This window comes from Pseudomonas sp. NPDC089408 (assembly GCF_044749445.1).
Lineage (GTDB): Bacteria > Pseudomonadota > Gammaproteobacteria > Pseudomonadales > Pseudomonadaceae > Aquipseudomonas.
In genome coordinates this window covers 1-16,450 of the sequence record NZ_JBIVHY010000008.1, presented here as the reverse complement: position 1 = coordinate 16,450, position 16,450 = coordinate 1, and the positions used below count along the sequence as shown (strand labels likewise).

16 protein-coding genes and 1 pseudogene are annotated in these 16,450 nt (G+C 60.5%); 8 read left to right on the top strand and 9 right to left on the bottom strand.

What is annotated here, in order from left to right; all coding sequences use genetic code 11:
- The first annotated feature begins 56 nt into the window (after positions 1-56).
- A complete protein-coding gene (locus ACIP02_RS14950) occupies positions 57-1,298 on the top strand; it encodes a lipoprotein-releasing ABC transporter permease subunit (protein WP_400617556.1) in 1,242 nt (413 codons plus the stop codon).
- A 140-nt stretch (positions 1,299-1,438) separates the two neighbouring features.
- On the opposite strand, the gene ACIP02_RS14945 is transcribed toward ACIP02_RS14950, so the two are convergent.
- Together ACIP02_RS14945 and cinR are read right to left on the bottom strand one after the other, a co-directional pair.
- Positions 1,439-2,791 carry a heavy metal sensor histidine kinase gene (locus tag ACIP02_RS14945; RefSeq protein WP_400617778.1) on the bottom strand — a complete coding sequence of 451 codons (1,353 nt, stop codon included), beginning with the start codon at positions 2,789-2,791 and terminating at the stop codon, positions 1,439-1,441.
- Positions 2,788-3,468, bottom strand: a complete 681-nt coding sequence (gene cinR, locus ACIP02_RS14940; protein ID WP_400617555.1) for a two-component system response regulator CinR — start codon at positions 3,466-3,468, stop codon at positions 2,788-2,790. Before cinR ends, ACIP02_RS14945 begins: the two co-directional genes overlap by 4 nt.
- 159 nt (positions 3,469-3,627) lie before the next feature.
- On the opposite strand from cinR, the gene ACIP02_RS14935 reads away from it, so the two are divergent.
- Positions 3,628-4,155 carry a plastocyanin/azurin family copper-binding protein gene (locus ACIP02_RS14935; RefSeq protein ID WP_400617554.1) on the top strand — a complete coding sequence of 176 codons (528 nt, stop codon included), beginning with the start codon at positions 3,628-3,630 and terminating at the stop codon, positions 4,153-4,155.
- Between the two features lie 68 nt (positions 4,156-4,223).
- Positions 4,224-5,054 carry an NADPH-dependent 7-cyano-7-deazaguanine reductase QueF gene (queF, locus tag ACIP02_RS14930; protein WP_400617553.1) on the top strand — a complete coding sequence of 277 codons (831 nt, stop codon included), beginning with the start codon at positions 4,224-4,226 and terminating at the stop codon, positions 5,052-5,054.
- Positions 5,055-5,194: 140 nt separating this feature from the next.
- On the opposite strand, the gene ACIP02_RS14925 is transcribed toward queF, so the two are convergent.
- Positions 5,195-5,458: a DUF4404 family protein gene (locus ACIP02_RS14925; protein ID WP_003248815.1), complete on the bottom strand. Its 264-nt coding sequence runs from the start codon at positions 5,456-5,458 to the stop codon at positions 5,195-5,197.
- A 123-nt stretch (positions 5,459-5,581) separates the two neighbouring features.
- The gene (locus ACIP02_RS14920; RefSeq protein WP_400617552.1) at positions 5,582-6,145 is read right to left on the bottom strand and encodes a phosphonoacetaldehyde phosphonohydrolase-related protein; all 564 of its coding nucleotides are present in this window, start codon (positions 6,143-6,145) and stop codon (positions 5,582-5,584) included.
- Positions 6,146-6,346: 201 nt separating this feature from the next.
- Between ACIP02_RS14920 and ACIP02_RS14915 the strand changes: the two genes are divergently transcribed.
- Positions 6,347-7,054, top strand: coding sequence for a VacJ family lipoprotein (locus tag ACIP02_RS14915; RefSeq protein ID WP_400617551.1), 708 nt, complete (start codon positions 6,347-6,349; stop codon positions 7,052-7,054).
- A 35-nt stretch (positions 7,055-7,089) separates the two neighbouring features.
- Here ACIP02_RS14915 and ACIP02_RS14910 read toward each other — a convergent pair whose 3' ends face one another.
- Entirely contained in the window at positions 7,090-7,389 is a 300-nt protein-coding gene (locus tag ACIP02_RS14910) for a PilZ domain-containing protein (RefSeq protein WP_400617550.1), read from the bottom strand.
- Positions 7,390-7,670: 281 nt separating this feature from the next.
- Here ACIP02_RS14910 and rssB point away from each other — a divergent pair, with 281 nt between their 5' ends.
- Entirely contained in the window at positions 7,671-8,852 is a 1,182-nt protein-coding gene (gene rssB / locus ACIP02_RS14905; RefSeq protein ID WP_400617549.1) for a two-component system response regulator RssB, read from the top strand.
- Positions 8,849-9,331 (top strand): anti-sigma factor antagonist RssC, encoded by a 483-nt coding sequence (gene rssC / locus ACIP02_RS14900; protein ID WP_051098867.1) that lies wholly within the window; start codon positions 8,849-8,851, stop codon positions 9,329-9,331. Before rssB ends, rssC begins: the two co-directional genes overlap by 4 nt.
- A 123-nt stretch (positions 9,332-9,454) precedes the next feature.
- On the opposite strand, the gene ACIP02_RS14895 is transcribed toward rssC, so the two are convergent.
- From ACIP02_RS14895 to dusA, 3 genes are all read right to left on the bottom strand, one after another.
- Positions 9,455-11,305 carry an alkaline phosphatase D family protein gene (locus ACIP02_RS14895; protein WP_400617548.1) on the bottom strand — a complete coding sequence of 617 codons (1,851 nt, stop codon included), beginning with the start codon at positions 11,303-11,305 and terminating at the stop codon, positions 9,455-9,457.
- 180 nt (positions 11,306-11,485) lie between these two features.
- Complete coding sequence (gene tal, locus ACIP02_RS14890) at positions 11,486-12,412, bottom strand: transaldolase (RefSeq protein ID WP_400617547.1); 927 nt, start codon at positions 12,410-12,412, stop codon at positions 11,486-11,488.
- 310 nt (positions 12,413-12,722) lie between these two features.
- Positions 12,723-13,733, bottom strand: coding sequence for a tRNA dihydrouridine(20/20a) synthase DusA (dusA, locus tag ACIP02_RS14885; protein ID WP_400617546.1), 1,011 nt, complete (start codon positions 13,731-13,733; stop codon positions 12,723-12,725).
- Positions 13,734-13,834: 101 nt separating this feature from the next.
- On the opposite strand from dusA, the pseudogene ACIP02_RS14880 reads away from it, so the two are divergent.
- Positions 13,835-14,140: pseudogene (locus tag ACIP02_RS14880) on the top strand (site-specific integrase); the annotation flags it as partial.
- A gap of 101 nt (positions 14,141-14,241) precedes the next feature.
- Here the strand turns inward: ACIP02_RS14880 and ACIP02_RS14875 are convergent.
- Entirely contained in the window at positions 14,242-15,264 is a 1,023-nt protein-coding gene (locus ACIP02_RS14875; RefSeq protein WP_400617545.1) for a diguanylate cyclase domain-containing protein, read from the bottom strand.
- 423 nt (positions 15,265-15,687) lie between these two features.
- On the opposite strand from ACIP02_RS14875, the gene ACIP02_RS14870 reads away from it, so the two are divergent.
- Positions 15,688-16,450: MBL fold metallo-hydrolase (locus ACIP02_RS14870; protein WP_400617544.1), on the top strand; the 763-nt coding region annotated here is incomplete at its 3' end.

Sequence of the window (16,450 nt, the reverse complement as noted above, 5' to 3'; positions counted from 1 at the left end):
TGCACGGGGCAGCAGGTGCTGCCCCGTTTTCCTGTTTTCATTGGGTGATTTCGTACATGTTCAGACCCTTGCCCATCTTCATCGGCGCGCGTTACACCCGAGCCAAGCGCCGCAACCACTTCATCTCGTTCATTTCGATGACCTCGATGATCGGCCTGTCGCTGGGCGTGCTGGCGATGATCGTGGTGCTGTCGGTGATGAACGGCTTCCAGCGCGAAATGAGCTCGCGCATCCTTGGCCTGGTGCCGCATGCCGCCATCCTTGGCGTGCAGCCGTTGGGCGACTGGCACAAGGTGGCCGACGCGGCCCTGCAAAACCCGGCGGTGATGGCGGTAGCGCCGATTACCGAGATGGAAGGCATGCTCTCTTACAAAGGTGCGATGCAGCCGATCCAGGTGGGCGGTATCGACCCGGCCGAGGAAAGCAAGGTCTCGATCGTTGGCCAGCATATCGTCCAGGGCCGCTTGCAGGATCTGCAGCCGGGCGAGTTCGGTGTGGTCATCGGCGAGCTGACGGCTCGGCGTTTTCGCCTGAACACCGGCGACAAGTTGACCCTGATCGTGCCGGAAATCAGCAAGGAGCCGGGCGGCATCACCCCACGCATGCAGCGCCTGACCGTGGTCGGCATCTTCAAGGTCGGCGCCGAGCTGGATGGCTCGCAGGCCTACATCCATGTGGCCGATGCCGCCGAGATGCAGCGCTGGGCGCCAGGCCAGGTACAGGGCGTGCGCCTGAAGCTGCACGACCTGTATGCCGCACCGCAGGTGTCCAAGGTCATTGCTGCCGGGTTGGGCGACGCCTACCGCGCCGATGACTGGTCGCACACCCAGGGCAGCCTGTTCAGTGCGATGAAAATGGAGAAGACCATGATCGGCCTGTTGCTGATGATGATCATCGCGGTGGCGGCGTTCAACATCATTGCCACCCTGGTGATGGTGGTGAACGACAAGGGGCCGGACATTGCCATCCTGCGTACCCTGGGCGCCACGCCGGCGCAGATCATGGGCACGTTCATGGTCCAGGGCAGCCTGATCGGTATTGTCGGCACGCTGATTGGTGGTGTGCTGGGGGTGATTGCGGCGTTCAACGTCAGTCAGATTGTCGGTTGGCTGGAGCGGGTGAGCGGGCAGCACATCTTTACTTCGGATGTGTACTTCGTCAGCAGTTTGCCGTCGCAGTTGCAGTGGGGGGATGTGGTAATGATCTGCACGGCGGGGCTGGTGATGAGCTTTTTGGCGACCATTTATCCTGCGTATCGGGCATCGCAGGTGCAGCCGGCGATTGGCCTGGCTGTATAGTTTCCTGTGAGATTGTTGGGGGCGCCTTGCGCCCCTTTCGCGACGCAAGGCCGCTCCTACAGCGACCGCGCGCTCCCAGACTGACACGATCCCTGTAGGAGCGGCCTTGCGTCGCGATGGGCTGCAAAGCAGCCCCAATTTCACCGATCTTCAGTGAACTCAATCACAAACCGCGTCCATCCATCCTCACACTCCGCCCGAATGCGCCCACCATGGGCCTGCACGATCGACCGGGTAATCGCCAAGCCCAACCCCGCATGCTCACTACTGCTCTCGCGTCGCGCCGGGTCCACCCGGTAAAAACGATCAAACAACCGCGGTAAAGCAGCCGGCTCGATAGCCGCCCCCGTATTGGCCACGCTGATGCTTGGCCCCGGCGCCAGCGTCACCCGTATCTGCCCGCCCGCCGCAGTAAAGCGCAAGGCGTTATCCAGCAGGTTGGACAGCGCCCGGCGCAGCATATGCCGGTCACCGTGCAGTACGGCTTCACCCTCGCGCAGCATCTGCACGTCGCTGTCTTCCGCCAGCGGCGCGTAGTATTCCAGCAGCGCATCCACTTCTTCGTGCAGGGCCAGTGGCGCCTGCCCCGGCACCAGCAGGCCATGATCGGCCTTGGCCAGGAACAGCATGTCGTTGATCATCTGCGCCATCCATTGCAGCTCCTCCAGGTTGCCATGCAGGGCTTCGCGGTATTCCTCCAGGCTGCGCGGGCGGGTGAGGGTGACCTGGGTGTGGGTCAGCAGGTTGGACAGCGGTGTGCGCAGCTCGTGGGCGATGTCGGCCGAAAACGCCGACAGGCGCTGGAAGGCATCGTCCAGGCGCTGAAGCATGGCGTTCATGCTGTTGGCCAGTTCGGCCAGTTCTTCGGGCATCTGCGCCAGCGGCAGCCGGGTAGTCAGTGAGCGGGCTGACACGCTGGCAGCCACCTGGCCCATTTGCCGCAGCGGGCGCAGGCCGCTACGTGCGGCCCAGGCACCGAGCAGTGCGGTGGCCAGTGCCGACAGGCCGACCGTCAGCCAGATCAGGCGCTGCATGCCTTGCAGGAAGTGCTGGTGGTGGGTGATGTCGAGGTACAGGGTCAGTTGTGGCGACTGCGTGGCACCCTGCATCAGGTGCACGGCCAGGCTGCGGTAGTCGGTGCCCTGTGCATGCAAGGTGGCCAGCCCGGCGGCGAGCGGTGCCTGCGGCAGCCCGCTGCGGCTTTCGAACCAGGGGGTGCCTTCAGCGCTGCTGATGCGCAGGGCCAGGTCGGCCTGATGGCTAAGCGCGTCGCGCAGGGCGGGCAGGCGTGCCTTCAGGTCATCCATGCTGCTGATGCCCGCCAGCTGCGTGCGAAACAGCGACAGCCGCGAGTCCAGCAGTTGTTGGTCAAGTTCGACGAAGTGCTGTTCGCTGGCGCGGCTGAACAGCAAGCCGGCCCCGAGCGAGACGGCGGCGGTGCAGGCGGCGAACAGCAAGGCCAGGCGGCTGCCGAGGGATAGCCCGCGCATCAGTCGGCGCGCTCTTCGAGGACGTAACCCATGCCGCGCACGGTGTGAATCAGCTTGTTGGGGTGCGGGTCGTCGATTTTCAGGCGCAGGCGGCGGATTGCCACTTCGATCACGTTGGTGTCGCTGTCGAAGTTCATGTCCCACACCTGCGAGGCAATCAGCGACTTTGGCAGCACCTCGCCCTGGCGGCGCAGCAGCAGTTCGAGCAGGGAGAATTCCTTGGCGGTCAGGTCAATGCGCTGGCCGGCGCGCTCGGCGCGGCGGCGGATCAGGTCCAGGCGCAGGTCGGCCAGGCTAAGCGTGGTGTCCTGGTTGGGGCTGGTGCCACGGCGCAGCAGGCTGCGCACCCGGGCCAGCAGTTCGGAAAAGGCGAACGGCTTGACCAGGTAGTCGTCGGCGCCCAGCTCCAAGCCGTGTACGCGGTCCTCGACGGCGTCGCGGGCGGTGAGGAACAGCACCGGTGTGTCCAGGCCGGCCTGGCGTACAGCCTGCAGGATCTGCCAGCCGTCACGGCCGGGCAGCATCACGTCGAGGATCAGCAGGGCGTGATCACCGGTCAGGGCAAGGAACTGGCCGGTCTCGCCATCGGTGGCCAGTTCGGTGGTAAAGCCGGCCTCGCTCAGGCCCTGGCTCAGGTACTGGCCGGTACGGGCCTGGTCTTCGACGATCAGCAGTTTCATCAGGTGGCTTGACTCCCACAGGGACCGGGTGATGCTGAAATGATACGTGACGATGTGCCGGCACGCTCAAGCTGACAAAGTTGTAATCTGCCTGTCAGGTCGCTGCCAGTCGCCCCTGACTAATGTGGCTGCATCCCGTTGTGTATTCCCGGAGTCATCATGAAACGCCTGCTCATCGCCGCCGCCCTTGCCCTGGCCAGCCTGCCGACCTTTGCCGGTGAGGCGCAAACCTTCGCCTTCGGCGAACCAGCCCCGGCTTCCAAGGCCACCCGCACGGTAAATGTGGTGCTCAAGGATATCGCCTTCGAGCCCGGGAACCTTGAGGTGAAGGCGGGCGAAACGGTGCGCTTCGTGCTGGTAAACGAAGGTAAGCTGCCGCACGAATTCAACCTCGGCGACAAGGGCATGCATGCCGAGCACCAGAAGGAAATGGTCGCCATGCAAGGCAAGCTGTTCAGCGGGGGCATGAACCATGAGGGCATGGATCATGGCCAGATGATGAGCAACAGCCAAGCGATGGATCATGGTGGCGGCCATGGCCACGCGGGTGGCAACACCGCACTGGTCATGCCCGGCCAGCGCGCCGAGCTGACCTGGACCTTCCGCAAGTCGGCGCCTATCGAGTTTGCCTGCAACGTACCGGGGCACTACCAGGCCGGCATGGTCGGGGCATTGACCATCGAGTGACTGGCCCTGCAAGGCGGGGTGCAAAACCGGTAGACTAGGGGCAATTTCGAACCTTCAGGTCAGTTTCCATGCATCCCGCTGCCGAACACTCCCCGCTGGGCAAATCCAGCGAATACATCGCCACCTACTCCCCGGAGCAGCTGTTCCCCATTCCGCGTACTGCCAAATGGGCTGAGCTGGGGGTTACTGCCCAGACCTTGCCGTGGCAGGGCGTGGATTACTGGAACTGCTTCGAACTGAGCTGGCTGCTGCCTTCGGGCAAGCCGGTGGTGGCGATCGGCGAGTTCGCCATTCCGGCCGATTCGCCGAACATCATCGAGTCCAAGTCGTTCAAGCTGTACCTCAACTCGCTGAACCAGACGGTGTTCGCGTCGCTGGGTGAGTTGCAGGCCTGCCTGGAGAAAGACCTCTCTGCGGCGGCCGGCAAACCGGTGGGGGTGAAGGTGCGCACCTTGGCCGAAGTCGAGGCCCAGGGGGTGGTGGCCTTGCCGGGCCTGTGCATCGATGCACTGGACGTGGCCATCAGCAACTACGAGCAGCCGCAGCCAGAACTGCTGTGCTGCAGCACGGAGCACGTGGTGGAAGAAACCGTGCACAGCCACCTGCTGAAGTCCAATTGCCCGGTGACCGGCCAGCCGGACTGGGGCAGCGTGGTGGTCGAGTACAAGGGCAGGGCGCTGGACCACGCCAGCCTGCTGACCTACCTGATCAGCTTTCGCCAGCATGCCGACTTCCATGAGCAGTGCGTGGAGCGCATTTACCTGGACTTGAAAAACCTGCTGCAGCCGGAGCACCTGACGGTGTATGCGCGTTATGTGCGCCGGGGTGGGCTGGATATCAACCCGTACCGCAGCACGGGGGCGATCAGCCCGGATAATAAACGCCTGGTTCGCCAGTAAGGTTCAAGTATGCCGGGGCCGCTTCGCGGCCCATCGCGACACAAGGCCGCTCCTACAGGGCTCGCGCAAGTTCAGAAAATTGCGCGGACCCTGCAGGAGCGGCCTTGTGTCGCGCTGGGGTGCAAAGCACCCCAGCTATCTCAGATCCCCATGCTGTGCAGCGAATTGGCAATGCTGCGCAGGGTGGCGGTGAGGTCGGGGTGGTCGGCCTCGAAGCGTTCGATCGCCAGGTTCACACCGTCCACCAGGTTATTGTCCGGCGTGGCTTCTTCAAGCTTCAGTTGCGCCTCGATCTGGCGGGCTTCTTCGTGCAGTGCGGCCAGCTCTTCTTCCGAAAGCGGTACGTTACGGTCCAGTTGCTCGCGCAAGCTGTTCAGGCGCTCTTGCAATTCGCGGGCAGGCATTGGCTGTTCTCCATCAATGGCTTGGCAAAACCATGGACCTCAGCGAAGCGGCAAAGGTTCTGGTTTGTGTTCAGCGTAATCCACCTGCCGCTGCTTTGCATGATCCGCGTCAACGCGGCTGTATCAGGGTTTTTCGCCTTTGCGCCGGCGCAGGGCAATGTCCTGCAGGCAGGTGTCCAGCGCTTCGAGGTGGTCGATCACCGAGTGCACGCCCAGGCTGAACAACGCCAGCGTCGCCTTGCCGCGGGCCAGGTCCTGTTCCTGCGGGCTCAGGGCTTGCCATTGCTGTGAGCTGTGGTCGCATAACGGGCTGCAGGCAGCCAGGCCGACCGTCCATAGCCCCGCGTTAAGGCCCGACTGGAGCAAGCGCGGGTCGCCGCTGACCAACACGCAGCCGTCCAGGCGTTCGCTGTCCAGGGTCATCAAGGCTTGCCAGCAGGCATTCGGCGCCGGCCAGCGCACCCCGTTCACCGAATGCCCCGGCAGCCAGTCAGGCAGCACATGGGCCAGGCGCTTGCTTTGCGTGCTGGCAAGGTCATCCAGCCAGATGCACGGCACCTGGCGCTGACGCAGGCCGGAGAGGGTCGCCAGGGCGCCGGGGGCGGGCGAGGGGGCGCCATTGGCGGCCTGCACCAGGCAGCCGCGCAGGCCGAACAGCACAGCGGTAAAGGCGGGTGCAGCGTCCATGGCAACTTCCCCCAAATAGTCCGCAGGCTATGCGTTGATTGTTACCGCCCTGTGACACTGGCCCTTGCGCAACAGTTGTTCACAAAATATTGAGCAAAAATGTGTAAAGCTGTTTATCAGCCCGCAAGCCTCTATACTGCCGCCTTAACAGCAGCGCGACCCGTTGCGCTTGCGGCCGAGAAATCCGATGGAGAGACATCTATGCGTAGGATCGGTGCCAGTGTGATCGAACGAGTCACCCAGGCCTGTGTCTGCGCCAGCATGCTGCTGGCGCCCGTGGCAGCCACTCAGGCTGCCACCGAGGAAGATCCCTGGGAAGCGGTCAACCGCCCGATCTTCCGTTTCAACGATACGGTCGACACCTATGCCCTCAAGCCGCTGGCCAAGGGCTACGAGGCGGTTACCCCGCAGTTCCTCGAAGATGGCATTCACAACATCTTTCGCAACCTGGGTGACGTGACCAACCTGGCCAACAACATCCTGCAGCTCAAGCCGCATGCGGCGGGCGTGGACACTGCGCGGCTGATCGTGAACACCACCTTCGGCCTGGGCGGTTTCTTCGATGTGGGCACCAAAATGGGCCTGCAGCGCAGTGACGAAGACTTCGGCCAGACCCTGGGCTATTGGGGGGTACCGAGCGGCCCGTACGTGGTCATCCCGTTGCTGGGCCCAAGCACTGTGCGTGATGGCGTGGCCAAGTACCCGGACACCTATACCAAACCGTACCGCTACATCGATCATGTGCCGACCCGCAACTCGATCTTTGCCCTGGATGTGATCAACACCCGCGCCAGCCTGCTGTCGGCCGAGAAGCTGATCCAGGGTGACAAGTACATCTTCATTCGCAATGCCTACCTGCAGAACCGCGAGTTCAAGGTCAAGGATGGCGAGGTCGAAGACGACTTCTGATCGGTGAGCCTTGGGGCCGCCAAGCGGCCCCGGGTTCAATGCATCGCCAGAATGCGCAAACCGAACTTCTGTTGCCCGCCCGGCTGGTCGGCGAGCCACACCACCTCGGTGCTGGCATGCAGCCCCTTCAGCGCCGGGTGGTCGGAGTCGATCCGCACCTCGATCTGGTCCCCTACCTGAAAATGTTCTGGCGCCTGCACCTGCATGCCGCCGCTGGACAGGTCCAGGCACACCGCCGCGATGACCTGGCCTGCATGCAGCAGGCTGACCTCGGTGTCGATGCGCATGCGGATGAAATCGCGTTTCTCGCTGTGGCTGGAGGGCGTGTGGGGCATGCTGCATCCTTCCCATCGGGTTGCGCTGGTCGACTTTCTTATAACTCCCGGTGATTTGCCCTGTAAAGAGCGGCGAGGTCTACCCTTGCATGCTTGAAACCCCTGGCGGATGGGAGTACCGTCTGCGCCTTACAAGGTAGCGCTCACAGTTGCCGGACAGTTGCCGGACAGGTGTTCTTGTCCTACAACTCAAGTAGAGTGTGACCACAAAGAATTCCCGTAGCTGGCCGTCTGCCTTGCCGACACCACTGCACCAACCTAAATCGGCGCCGTTCGCCCACATGCAGAAAACCAGTGCAACGCTGCTGATCATCGATGACGACGACGTGGTCCGTGCGAGCCTCGCCGCCTATCTCGAAGACAGTGGCTTCAGCGTCCTCCAGGCCGGTAATGGCCAGCAGGGGCTTCAGGTCTTCGAAGAACACCAGCCCGACCTCGTGATCTGCGATCTGCGCATGCCGCAGATGGGCGGCCTCGAACTGATCCGCCAGGTCAGCGAACGTGCGCCGCAGTTGCCGGTGATCGTAGTGTCCGGTGCAGGCGTCATGAGTGATGCGGTGGAGGCGTTACGCCTGGGCGCCGCCGACTACCTGATCAAGCCGCTGGAAGACCTGGCCGTACTCGAGCATTCGGTGCGCCGCGCCCTCGACCGTTCGCGCCTGGTGCTGGAAAACCAGCGTTACCGCGACAAGCTCGAAGCCGCCAACCGCGAGCTGGAGGCCAGCCTGCACCTGCTGCAGGAAGACCAGACCGCCGGTCGCCAGGTGCAGATGAACATGCTGCCGGAAAGCCCTTGGGCGGCCGGCGCGTTTGCCTTCGAGCACCAGATCATCCCGTCGTTGTACCTGTCGGGTGATTTTGTCGACTACTTCCGTGTGGACGAACGGCGCATTGCCTTCTACCTTGCCGATGTTTCCGGGCATGGCGCGTCGTCGGCGTTTGTCACCGTGCTGTTGAAATTCATGACCACGCGCCTCATGTTCGAGCTCAAGCGCAGCAAGATGCGCGAGTTCAAACCGTCTGAAGTGCTCAGCCACATCAACCGCGGCCTGATAAACAGCAAGCTGGGCAAGCACGTCACCATGGTCGGCGGGGTGATCGACGAAGAGTCCGGGCTGCTGACCTACGCAGTGGGCGGGCATTTGCCGCTGCCGGTGCTGTACACCCCCGAGCACACCCGCTACCTGGAAGGCCGCGGCCTGCCGGTGGGGCTGTTCGACGAGGCCACCTACCAGGACCTGGTGGTGGAGCTGCCGCCGCAGTTCAGCCTCAGCCTGATGTCCGATGGCATTCTGGACCTTTTGCCGGGTGATACGCTCAAAGATAAAGAAGCCGCCTTGCCGGAAATCGTCAAGGCAGCAGGTGGCAGCCTGGATGGGCTGCGTCAACGATTTGGATTGGCTACGCTTGGGGAGATGCCGGATGATATCGCCCTATTGGTGTTGAGCAGGAACCTTCAATGAGTACCGGTAGAATCCAGTTCGCCGAGCAGAGTGGTACCTTCGTACTGAAGTTTGTCGGTGAAGTGCGCCTGACCCTGTGTTCGGCGCTGGATGCGACGATCGAGAAGATCTTCACTGCGCTGAACTTCTCGGCGATTGTCATCGATCTCACCGAAACCGAGAGCATCGACAGCACCACCTTGGGCTTGCTGGCCAAGCTGTCGATCCTGTCGCGGCAAAAGGTTGGCCTGCTGCCGACCGTGGTCACCACCAACCCGGACATTTCCCGGTTGCTGCAATCGATGGGCTTCGATCAGGTGTTCAACATCGTCGATCGTCCGATTCCGTGCCCGGAATGCCTGACCGACCTGCCATCGCAGGACCAGAACGAAGACGTGGTGCGCTCCAAGGTATTGGAGGCACACAAGATCCTGATGGGCCTGAACGATTCCAACCGTGAAGCCTTCCATGACCTGGTCAGTGCGCTGGAGCGGACCTGACCTTTAGCCTGTGCCGGCCTCTTCGCGGGTGAACCCGCTCCTACAGGGATTTGTACTGGCCCATGTAGGAGCGGGTTCACCCGCGAAGAGGCCGGTCCAGGCAGTAGATTACCCCTGGGTTGACTAGGCTCGGCCAACAAACTCGGTCGCCTCACCCCCACCCGCATCCAGCTGATACACACGCGCCGGCCGCCCCTGTTCATCAAAGAACACCTGCCCCAACCCCGCCCCATTCCACAACCGCTCCCCAGCCTTGCTGTGGCTGGGCGTACGCGGCACCACCTCCATCTTCCGGCGCTTGGTAAACCAGTTCAACGGCGAGCGCGGCGAATACAGCCAGCGGTTCAGGCGGTCCAGCACATCCAGCAAGCGCCGCGGAAACTCGTTCTTGATCCCGCTGCTGGTCACCTGCCACAAATGCGGGCTGCGCTGGCGGTGGCGAATCAGCACTTCGTAGACGAACGAGTAGTGCACGTCCCCGGACAGCACTACGTAATGCCCCGGCGTACGCGAGTGGCGGAAGATATTGAGGATGACCTGCGCCGCACCGCGATGGGCCATCCAGTTCTCGGCATCCACCAGCAGCGGGTAGCCCAGCCAGCTGAATACTTTCTGCACCGTTTCAATCAGCTTCACGCCAAAAATCGGCGCAGGTGACACGATGACTGCCGAAGGGTGGTCGAGCAGTGCGTGTTGCAGTTCACTCAGCGCCTCCCAGTCCAGCAGGCCAGACGGTTTGGCCAGGTTGCTTTCACTGCGCCAGCGGCGGGTGCGGGTGTCCAATACCAGCAACGGTGGCTCGGTTGGCAGGCTGAACTGCCAACCCTGGAAACGCAGCAAGTCGCCGATCAGCGCGTCCTGATTGTGGCTGGTCAGCGCCTGGCATTGATCGAGCAAAGGCTTGCAGGCTTCCGGGTCATTGCCCCAGGCCTGGCAGAGCAGGTAGCCGAGCAGGGCATTGCCGATGATCCGCCGCGAGAACGGGTGGCCGTAGGCGGTTTCCTCCCACTGCGCCGAAAGGTTCCAGTCGTCGGTGATGTCGTGGTCGTCGAAGATCATCAGGCAGGGCAGGTGGGCCATCACCCGCGCCACTTGATCGAGGTTGTCGGCAAAGCCCTGGATTAGCGGCAGTTCTTGCCGGTAACGGTCCTGATGCGGGTCGCTGAGCCCTTCGGGCATGTCCAGGCCTACCAACTGCCAAGGGACGGGCGACCACACCAGCAGGTACATGGCCATGACCTCGGCAAAGGTCACCAGGTGGTTGTCGGCGTTGCTGGACGAGAAGATCGGCTTGCGCTTGCCGCCGAAGAAGCGTTCGCGCAGGGTTTCGTTACGTTCCTGCGCGGGCAGCAGATCGGCGCGGTGATAGTAGCTGGCCGGGTGCTGGTACAGCGCCTGGCTGTCGTCGACCACCGCGCCATCCAGTTGCTCGTCGAACAGGCCCAGGCGCGCGATCAAGCCATGGATCGCGCGCAGCATCGGGCCGGCGACGTCGTCGGCATACACTTGGTCGCCGGTCATCAGCAATACAGCGGGGCGCTCTTCGGGCGTTGTGCAGGCCTGCAGCAGGCGATCGGCGCACAGCAGGCCGTCAGCAGCCGGGTGGTGCGGTTTGCGGCAGGAGCCGTGCAGCAAGTGGTCAAGGCGATCGCGCAACACCAGGTTTGGACGCTGCTGGCCAGGATAGAGCAGGTGCGGCGCCCAGCCGGCGATGCCTTGGCCGTTGAGCAACAGGTCGTAGTCGAGCTGCTGGTTGCGGGGCAGGGGGTGGGCGAACTGGATATCCAGCAGGTGAATGAACGCATGCTGGCCTACCGGGATCACCTGGCAATCGACCTGGGCCTCGCTAGCCGGGAAAATGAACGCGGGCTGAAGCGGTTGGGTAGCGACCAGCCAGATGGCCAGGCGCTGGGGTTCCAGGCGGCGCAGTACCGGGCCGGTGAGGACGAGGGGCAAGGAGGTAGAGGAGGTCATTGACAGCTCGGGTGGCTTATCGGGCCTCTTCGCGGGTAAACCCGCTCCTACACCAATTGATGTGGGAGCGGGTTTACCCGCGAAGAGGCCCGAAAATTCAATATAAAACTGAGACTTGGCAAAACAAAACGGGCGGAAAATGCTGAACACTTCCCGCCCGTCTGGCAAACCCGAACTGTATCAGGCCTTTTCAGCCATCAACTTCTCCAGCTTTTCCTGGTCCCGGGCAAACTGGCGGATACCCTCGGCCAACTTCTCGGTACCCATGGCATCTTCGTTCATCGCCCAGCGGAAGTGGCTTTCGTTCAGTACCTGCTTGGCCTCACCGGCGTTGCCCGGCTTCAGGATGCGCGGCAGCTCGCCCTGGTCGCTGCCCAGCTTGTCGAGCAGGTCCGGGCTGATGGTCAGGCGGTCGCAGCCGGCCAGTTGTTCGATCTGGCCAATGTTGCGGAAGCTGGCGCCCATGACCACGGTGTTGTAACCATTGGCCTTGTAGTAATTGTAGATACGCGTGACCGATTGCACGCCCGGGTCTTCGGCACCCACGTATTCCTGGCCGGTGCTTTTCTTGTACCAGTCATAGATACGCCCCACGAACGGCGAAATCAGGAACACCCCGGCATCGGCGCAGGCCTGGGCCTGGGCGAAGGAGAACAGCAGGGTGAGGTTGGTCTGGATACCTTCCTTTTCCAGCTTCTCGGCGGCGCGGATTCCTTCCCAGGTGGAGGCCAGCTTGATCAGCACGCGGTCACGGCCGACACCGGCTTTTTCGTACAGGTCGATCAGCGTGCGCGCTTTGGCCAGCAGGGCCGGTTCGTCGAACGACAGACGGGCATCCACTTCGGTGGAGATACGCCCTGGGATGACCTTGAGAATGCCCGAGCCCACCGCGACTGCGAATTTGTCGCAGGCCAGGTCGACATTGCCCTTGGCATCGGCTTTTACCTGCTTGAGCAGGTCGGCGTAGCCCGGGATGGCGGCGGCCTTGAGCAGCAGCGACGGGTTGGTGGTGGCATCGACCGGTTTCAGGCGGGTGATGGCGTCCAGGTCCCCGGTGTCGGCGACCACGGTGGTGAACTGCTTGAGTTGTTCCAGCTTGGAGGTCATGGGCGTGCTCTGTCCTGTGCAATGACTCGACATTACCCGAGCCCCGACGGCCGCTCAAGGGCCGTCAGGTGTGGGCTTGCCCTAGGAGGGCGGTACGAAGGTGAAGATTCGAGTCCCAGGTAGCCCCGAGGTTCCCCCTACACAAAACCCACAGCCCGCACGGCCCCCCCCCGTAGGAGCGGGTTTACCCGCGAAGGGGCGCGCAGCGGCCCCATAATCGCTGCCGCGCCGAAGATCCTGGGGCCGCTACGCAGCCCATCGCGACACAAGGCCGCTCCTACACCGACCGCGATACCTTCCTGCTTCTGCTTCAACGCCCTTGCAACAACTCCACCGCCTGATCAAACACCGCCAGCGGCTCCGCCGCCTTGTGAATATCCGCCGACAGCAACTGGCGGAAGCGCCGCGCGCCTTTGAATCCCTGGGCCAGCCCCAGAATATGCCGGGTAACATGGTGCATCGCGCCACCACTTGTCATGTGCGCCACGATATAAGGCCGCAGCTGCGCCAGCGCCTCGCTACGGCTGACCACTGGCGCTTCACTGCCAAACAGCTGCTGATCCACCTCGGCCAGCAGGTAAGGGTTGTGATACGCCTCACGCCCCAGCATCACGCCATCGAAGGTTTCAAGGTGCACCTGGCATTCAGCCAAGGTCTTGATCCCGCCGTTAAGCACGATTTCCAGGTCCGGGAAGTCCGCCTTCAACTGCGCAGCCACGTCATAGCGCAGCGGCGGGATTTCACGGTTTTCCTTCGGCGACAACCCTTCCAGAATCGCAATACGCGCATGCACGGTAAAACTGCGGCAGCCCGCCTCACGCACCTGGCCGACGAAGTCGCACAGCTCGGCATAGCTGTCACGGCCGTTGATGCCAATGCGGTGCTTGACCGTAACCGGGGTCGACACCGCATCACGCATGGCCTTTACGCAATCGGCCACCAGCGCTGGGTGAGCCATCAGGCAGGCGCCGATCATGTTGTTCTGCACGCGGTCGCTGGGGCAGCCGACGTTGAGGTTGACCTCATCGTAGCCGGCGTCTTCGGCCAATCGCGCACAGGCGGCCAGGTCAGCCGGCGCACTGCCGCCCAACTGCAGGGCCAGCGGGTGCTCGGAGACGTCGTGGCGCAGGAAACGCTGGGCGTCGTTGTGCAGCAGGGCGCCGGTGGTGACCATTTCGGTGTAGAGCAGGGTGTGTTTGGAGAGCAGGCGCAGGAAGAACCGGCAGTGCCTATCCGTCCAGTCCATCATAGGGGCAACGCTAAAGCGGCGTGACGGCTCAAGGCGCGTGGTTTCTGGCTTGTAGCCTGATTTTGCAGTCATTTCGTTCAACGTGTTTTGTACCAATTTTCGGGGTTTTGGGGCGTTTTTACCAAGCGCTTGATGCAATGTACCAATCGACAGACGAGGTGTACCAATCTCAAATGGCAGCGGTCAGAACGCGTAAAAAGGCCGATGGCAGCGCTAGCTACCTCGTCCAGATCCGCATCAATCACAACAAGGTGACAGTCTACCAAGAGAGCCAAATGTTCGCCCGCAAACAGGCTGCGGTGGCTTGGGCGAAGCGACGGGAAACCGAGTTGGCTGAGCCTTGTGCTATCGAACGCGCTACCCGGGTAGGGCATACAGTCAAGCAGATTATCGACCGTTTCCTGGTGGAGGCAGCGAAAGCCCGGCCTTTGGGCGAGACGAAGCGACGCACACTGAAAGCCATCAAAAATACCTCATTGAGCTGGCTTAGCACCTGCTTGCTGGCGAGGTTGAACAACTCGTTGATGGCGACCGGCGAGACCATATGGTAGAGGCGGGCTTCTCCAGTTTCGGTATTCTTTTAATTTGAAGCGTAGACGTAGAAAGTGCCACGCTTCTTCTTGGCTTCATACATCGCTTCATCCGCGCATTTGAGAAGGGTGGCTGCTGTTTTTGCATGGTTTGGCGCGATAGCCAAACCAATACTAACTGTTACAAAATCAATTAGCGTTCCATCGATTGCAAAGGGTGCTGAAAACGCATCGAGAAGGCGTTTAGAAAGCTGAATTGCTTCGGTGTCTTCTGTGTGTTGACAAATAAGTGTGAATTCGTCGCCTCCAAGTCGATAAGCGTTATCTGTTGAGCGCAGAACGTTGCGTAGGCGATCTGCGCTGCATTCTAAAATTGCGTCGCCTGCGTCGTGACCGAAAGTGTCGTTTACTTGTTTGAAGTGATCTAAGTCAATGAAGGCCAGTGTTAGGGGCGAGCTGCCGTTCTTGATGGCTATTTCAAGGTCACGATAAAAAGCTTTGCGATTGCCAAGCCCGGTCAACGCATCACGATAAACCATTTCATATAAATTTTTTTGATGGTGCACGTGTTTGCTTACATCATGCAGTATACCTCGATAACCTACAATACCGCCTCTCGAATCAGAAATCCTCGAGAGGTGGGCTTCAAAGTACCCAACGCTTCCATCTGCGCGATTTAACCAAGTTGAGGCGGGTGCTCCGACTTCCGTTTCTGTCACGCTAGGTGCTGTGGTTAAATGCGCTTGCTGGTGTGGCTGGAGCGTAGAAAAGGTTCGGCCTTTCAGGACAGTAGCCGCGTAGCCCAACATTCTGCAAAATACGGGGTTGCAGGACGTTATGCGCGCATATATATCTAGTTCGAAATAGCCGTCCTCCATGCCTTCAAGAATGGTTCTGTCGCGTGCTTCGCTATGCTCCAGCCTATCTAACAATATATTTATCGAATCAACCAGACCATCCACTGCGGTATGTCCGTAGCTTTTCGGTCGCTTATCGAAGGATCCGTTACATATTTCAGAAAGCGTTTTTGTAAGTTCGGAGATATGTCTAATTAAAATAGGCGTGTTTTTCATCAGGTTCTGTCCGATGGAAGAAAAAGGGTCGTTGATAAGAGCGTAGACTGGCTTTGATGCGGAAAACAATAAGCGAAGCTTAATAAAATTCACGTAAGCCGAGATAGTCGTTATAGCCAAAGGTCATGTATCAAGATTTTTTTATTTTGCTTAGTTATTAATGTTGATTGATATTGTATGGCCATCATTAAGCGTTTCAGCTAGAGGCATTTGAAATGTTTTTAGAGTTTTTGCTTGAAAGGCTTTGAAAGTCGCCTAATGTGAAAATTCTGTTGGACAGCGTTGCGTCCCGTTTCTTATCGGGAGTCGATAAACCGTAGAGTCCTAACATGGTTGGCGGAATGTTAGTGCTTGAATTTATGGCTTTTTTAACTGCTGGCAGTTGCCGATTTGGTACGGCGCTCACTTCAAAGGGAGTTTGTCATGACATTGGTTGCCAAACCGAATACGCCTCGTAAAGCCTCTGGAACGCCGTCATCACTATGGAAGTTAGGGTCGTCGTTTTTGTTAGCAAGTGCTATTGCATTTGCAGCTCAGGGTTGGGCCGAAGAAGCTCCGAAACCCGCCACGGATGCCACCAAAGCTGCAAACGATGCGCTTCTCAAGGAGCTTCCCTTTAACGACAAAACCTCTTTTGAACTGGCTCACAAAGGTTTCATCGCACCGCTTCCTACCGAACCGATTAAAGGTCCTAGCGGTAATATGATTTGGGACCCAAATAAGTACAGCTTCATCAAGGAAGGGCAAGCTGCACCGGCTTCCACCAACCCCAGCCTTTGGCGGCAGTCGCAGCTTATCAACATATCGGGTCTCTTCGAGGTTACCGACGGTATTTATCAGGTGCGTAACTACGACCTTTCCAACATGACCATCGTGGAAGGCAAGGAAGGTATCACCATTTTCGACCCGCTGATTTCCAGTGAAACGGCCAAGGCTGCGCTTGACCTGTATTACAAACATCGGCCCAAGAAGCCGGTTGTGGCGGTGATTTACACTCACAGTCACGTCGACCACTATGGCGGGGTTCGAGGTGTGATCAATGAAGAGGATGTCAAGGCCGGCAAGGTGAAGGTGTATGCGCCCAAGGGCTTGGCGGTCTCAGTGACCAAGTGCAACACCCGAGGTAAGGTGCTGCATGACTACTCACTACACCCACTTGACCATCGAAGAGCGCGTAACGCTAATG